A 5972-nucleotide genomic window follows, 5' to 3' on the forward strand; every position below is an offset into this window, starting at 1 on the left:
GAGGCTACAGCAGTTCGGCGATATACTCACTGAATTCTGCGATTGTGGGATGCTCCCGGGTTGCGGCGAGCGAGATGGAGACCTTGAATATTTGCTGGATTCGTCCACGGAATTCCACGGCGCGTAGGGAGTTCAGGCCGAGTTCCGAAAAGGCGGCACCAGGGCTCAGTCGACGCGCTCGCAAGCTGAGGACCTCGCGCAAGATCTCAATGATTTTCCGCCTGATGATCTTGAGGCGTTCATCGCCAGCAACCTGTGAAATCTCGGCGCTGATGTCGGCGTCCGTCTCAGTGTCCGGACGTTGCTCGGTCGGCTCTGCATGCGCTGACCGAGCCGAGTCGGTCGGTCGTGCCAGTTTCCTGAGTGGCTTGATCAGATAGGTGCGTCTGTCCCACGTCGTAGGCGGCACGTCCGCGATGGCTCCATCGCCGTGCCACCGCCGCCAATTCATGTCGAGCCCGGCGCAATGAAGCGCTGCGATGCTCGTTCGTAGGGCTGTGGCCTGATCGTGCCTGTTATCCATAGTCGGTACAATCGTGGCCTCCGGCGCCCCGGCCGCCTGGAGGGTCAGAATAAGCGGGTGGATTGCCACCGGATGTGGAGAGATCTCCTGGAAAAGCTGGTGTCCGTCGTTGACGATGGCGGTCGTGGCATCCACCGCCCGAACCGGGCAGCGCATGTTCTCACCCCAGTAGGCAGCATCGAATGTGGGTGTCTGCCGCGGATCAGGCAGAACCGTGGTATAGAAACGAATCGTCGGCTGCCTAGGCCGTATATCGCTGAGCTCGGCGGTCAACGCATCGGCGACTGGATGGATCAGGGGGCAGTGCGAGGCGACATCGACATTGATCATATGCGTGGGAACGTCGCGGGATGTCCAGCTTTCGACCAGTCGTTCGACTTCGACTCGAGTACCGCCGATCACGGTGGACCGGGGTGCGGCGAAGAACGCGACAGCCACGTCGGGAAGATGGTCGATCTCTGCCTGGACCGTGGCCGCATCCAGTTCGACGACCGCCATCGCCGCAACGCGGGCTTCGGCGATGGGAACGCACAGCCGGGACCGACGGCAGATGACGCGGATGCCGTCTTCCACGGTCAACGCCTCCGCGATCACGGCGGCGGCGATCTCGCCCATGGAGTGTCCTACTACGGCGGCGGGGTGGATGCCGTGGGATTGCAGGGTGCGTGCCAGAGCGACCTGTACCACGAAGATCAAGAGCTGTACCTGGTCGACTCGGGTCACCTCGTCACCGGCCCGCAGCACCTCCTCCGGCGAGAAGCCCGACTCGGCGCGAATCAGGGGGTCGAGTTCCGCGATCGTGTCGGCAAACACGGGTTCGGTGGCGAACAGGTCTCGCCCCATACCGGGCCACTGCGAGCCGTGGCCGCTGAACACCCACACCGGTCCCGTTGCGTGCTCGGCGTGGACATAATTGTTGACCATTCCTTCAGGACGGGGGTGTGTCCCGTCGGCATACGCGCGTAGGCGGTTGACGAGATCGTCCCGGGAGCGAGCGACGACCGCCAGTCTCTCGGGGCCGTGCGAGCGGCGTACCGCGAGTGTGTGCGCGACATCTTTCAAGGGTGTCGTCGCGCCGAAGCCGATGAGCCAGTCGGCGAGCCTGACCGCGGAATGCCGCAGCGCAGTTTCTGATCCTGCCGACAGCAGGAACGTGAGAACGGAATCGTCGCTGCTGGACGACCTCGGCGCGACCGGGGAGCTGGAATCCGGCGGTTCCTCCACGATGGCATGCGCGTTGGTCCCGCCCACACCGTAGGAGGACACGGCCGCGAGGCGCGGACCACCGGTGACTGGCCACGGTGTCGTTACGGTCGGAACGAACAACCTGGTGCCGGACGGGTTGATAGTGGGGTTCCACCGCCGGAAATTCAGGGACGCCGGGACCTCACCGTGGTACACCGACAAGATGGCTTTGAGTAGCCCCACCATGCCCGCGGCGGGTTCGGCGTGGCCGAAGTTCGTCTTAGCCGAACCCAATGCACACCGGTCTCGCCCCCGTCCGTAGACGGCGGCCAGTGAACGGAACTCGATCGGGTCGCCAACGATGGTTCCGGTGCCGTGCGCTTCGATCATTCCAATTTCTTCCGGGTCGACATCGGCAATATCCAGGGCGGTACGGAACACCTCTTCCTGCGCTTGCCCGGAAGGAACGGTGAACGGGGACGTCTTCCCGTCATGATTGACCGCCACCCCCCGCAGCACGGCGAGCACGCGGTCCTGGTCACGCATCGCGTCGTCGAGACGTTTAAGTACGAGGACCACGCAGCCCTCGGCCCGAACGTAGCCGTCCGCTCGTTCGTCAAAGCTGAAGCATCGCCCGGTGGGAGATAGCACTCCCAACTCGTTATAGGCCAGGAACGTTCGGGGGCTGAGTAGCAGGTTGACCGCGCCAGCGAGCGCGAGGTCACACTCGTCCCGCTGAAGGCTGTTACATGCCAGGTACACGGTGGCCAACCCTGTCGAACACGACGTGTCCACGGTCATGCTGGGACCGCGCAAACCGAAGACGTGCGATATCCGACCGGATGCCGGTCCGGCCTGGTTACCGGGCACAAAGTAGGGGCCCCCGTAGCTCGGGAGCTGATGTGCGTGGAGCATATGGTCCAAGTTGGACATGCCGACGAACACAGCAGTGCTGCTCCCTACCAGGTCATCGGTTGGCAATCCAGCGTGCTCGAACCCCTCCTGCACGATCTCCAGCAACAGCCGATGCTGAGGATCGATCGACTCTGCCTCGGTCGGGTCGATACCGAAGGCCTCTGGATCGAAGGCGCCGACGTCCTCCGACAAAAACCCGCCACGCCACAGCACGTTCCGATCGGTCTCCGCCTGCGACGCTTCCCGCGACGCCTCACTCCATCGCTCTGATGGCACATCGGTGACCGCATCACGACCGTCGCGGAGGAAATCCCACAGCGACGCCGCGGAACCAACGCCGCCGGGGAGGCGACATCCGATCCCAATCACCGCAACCGCCCTGGAGGTGTTTCCTCCAGCATCCCGCGTCCGTTCACCCGAACCCTTACTCGGATGTGCGCGGATGGTCTGATCCGCCTTCTTGACCGGAGCGTCGTTGGCGGAGCCGTCGGTTGTAGTGGCCGTGATGTCGCTGTCGGTCAGCCGTTCGACCAGGTCGCGCCGGGTCGGGTCCGCAAGATCCGGGAAGACCCGGGGCGGTCGATCGTCGCTCTTCCTCTGCTTCGACACGAGGACGCTCCTCAGCGACTCAGTTGATATAGCGAAGGACAGAGTACCCATGCCTGGCCGCTTCTCAGCCATTTGGTTAACATATTCTCCACTTTGGTGTGGTTGTCGATGGGGCGGACACGCCGGGCCTCGACCGGGCCCAGCCAGGAGGAGGTGCCCTGGTGTCCCGGTCCGGAGATCTGCGCTCTGATGAGACCTGTGATGAGGCCCCGTCAGATGATCCACAGCCGCCAGCGAAGCCGCGGCCCGTGACTATCCGTGAGGTGGTACGCCTCCAGAATCTCCATGAGGAGGCCGGGGTGAGGTGGATGCGCTCCGCTCGCGCTCGCCAACATGTCGCCGCGGCTCACACGTACGTTCCTGGGGGCTCCTGCTGCTGTCCTTAACCCACGCGACGATCTGGGCCCGTGAGGTGAAACCGAGCTTGCCGAGAATGCGCTCGACGTGACCTTCCGCCGTGCGCTGGGCGATCACCAGGTAGCTCGCGATCTCCTTGTTGCTCAGACCGCGGGCGACGAGGTCCGCCACCTGACGCTCCCGAGGGGTCAGGGGCACCTCCGGCTCGCCGGCGGGAACAACGGGGTGGGCGACGGGAGTCCCGGTGCCCTGGGTAGCCGCGGCGACGGCCTCGTCCAGGTCGAGTTCCGCGCCCTGCGCTAGGGCGCGTTCGAGCTTCCGTTGATCCAGAACGCGTCGCAGGGCGGCCTCGCATCGGTGGTGGAACAGGGCGAGCCCGAAGACGGCGATCGACGCCCCGGTCTCACGCCAGATCCGCCCGGCCGCGCCGAGCAGGACCGCGGACTCGTGGTGCCGACCGGCCGAGGCCATGACCCACGCCTGCTGCTCCAGCGCGACGGCGATGCCGACATGGTCGTGGAACGCGTATTTGAGGGAGATGGCCGCGGCATGGTGCTCCATCGCCTGCTCCAACTCGCCTAGCTGCCAGGCCGCCAGACCGAGGCCGCACAGAGCGAACGAGCGGAAGCAGCATTCGCCGAAGCGCTCAGTCAACGCCACGCATTCCGCGAAGACGGTCGCCGCCGCGTCCTGTTCCTCGCGGATTCCGTGGGCCAGCCCGAGATAGAGCAGTGATTGGGCGAGACCGAGCGGCTCGCCGAGGTCAGTGAACCGGCGGCGGGCGTCCTGACTGCGCTCCACCGCCGCCGACGTGTCCCCGCTGATGGCGGCGAGCCTGCCCTCGACGCAGGCGATGCGTGCGAGCACCCGCTGCTCGTGCAGCCTGGCGGCCAGATCGCGAGCCTCGGCCAGCAGCGACGCGGCCGCGGTGATGTCGCCCTGGAGGGACGCGGCGTGGGCGGCCGATTGCAGACCGATGGCCCGGATCCCGTCCGGCTCCGTGGCCTTGCTCAGCCCCCGATCAAACCAGAAGCGCGCCTCGCTGAGTAGCCCGATGGCGGCCCAGTATTGCCACAAGGCCACCATGATGGACAGAGCGGTCTCCGCCAGGCCCGGTGTAGTGAGGCAGAGGTCCAGCGCAACCCGTAGGTTCGCTTGCTCGTTCCGGATCCGCCGGATCCAGTCGAGTTGGGCCGGGCTGCACCACTGAGCGTCGGCGAGGGCCGCGATCCGGCGGTAGTAGGCGAGATGCCGACGGCGCACGTCCTGTTCCCGACCGGACTCGCGCAGGCGGTCCTGGCCGTACTGGTGAATGGTGTCCAGCATCCGGAACCGGACCATCTCCTCGTCGTCCTCACGGACCAGAATCGACTTGTCAACCAGCCCGCTCAGCAGGTCCAGCACGACCTCCGGCGGGTACCTGGCGCCCTCCACCTGCTCAGCCGCCTCCAAGGTGAACCCGTCGGCGAACACCGACAGGCACGCCCACATCTGCTGCTCCTCGGGAGTGCACAGGTCGAAGCTCCAGTCGATCAGCGCGCGCAGGGTCTGTTGGCGGCGGGGCCCGGCCCTGTTGCCTCGCGTCAACAGGGCGTAGCGGTTGTCGAGCCGATCGAGGATCTGCTCCAGGGACAGCGTCCGGAGCCGAGCAGCCGCCAGTTCGATCGCCAGCGGGATGCCATCCAGGCGATGGCACAGCGACGCGACGGTCCGCCAGTTGCCCTCGTCGAGGCTGAATTCCCCCAGCACCGCCGCCGCGCGCTCCGCCAGCAGGCTCACCGCCTCGTACTGGATGAGCCCGCCAGCCAACGCGGACTGGTCCGCGCCCGGGGCCGGCGCCGGGGGTACCCTCAGCGGGGGCACCTTCAGCACCCGTTCCCCTGCCACCCCGAGCAGGTGGCGGCTGGTTGCGATGACCCGCAGGTCCGGGCCCGCGCGCAGCAGGGTGTCGACGAGCCGGGCACACGTGTCCACGAGGTGCTCGCAGTTGTCGAGCACGAGCAGGATCCTGCGCGGAGCAAGGTGCGCGGCGAGCGTCGCCGCGGTCCATCGCCCGGAGAGGAGCTGCAGGTCCATCGCCTCGGCGACCGCGTCGACGACCAGTGACGGGTCGTCGAGGTCGGCCAACTCGGCGATCCAGACACCGTCGGGGAACGCGCGCTGCCGGTCCGCCGCGAGCCGAAGGGCGAGGCGGGTCTTCCCGACCCCCCCGGGCCCGGTCAGCGTGAGCAACCGGGCGCCGGCCAGCAACCGCAATGCCTCTGCCAGCTCCCGTCTGCGACCGACGAAGCTGGTTAGTTCCGCCGGCAGGTTCGACCTTCCACGTCCGGACACACACAACACCGTCCCGCTACCTATGGGGGGACACAACTTGGCCGGATAA

At 66.3% G+C, this 5972-nt stretch carries 2 protein-coding genes; both read right to left on the reverse strand.

The window, feature by feature from the left end; all coding sequences use genetic code 11:
* Positions 1-4 precede the first annotated feature (4 nt).
* Positions 5-2992, reverse strand: a complete 2988-nt coding sequence (locus tag AC08ON_RS07465) for a type I polyketide synthase (protein ID WP_476616684.1) — start codon at positions 2990-2992, stop codon at positions 5-7.
* Between the two features lie 492 nt (positions 2993-3484).
* The coding region (locus tag AC08ON_RS07470) for an ATP-binding protein (protein ID WP_476616685.1) at positions 3485-5972 on the reverse strand (2488 nt) is incomplete at its 5' end.

This window comes from Frankia sp. CoWAU3 (assembly GCF_977971855.1).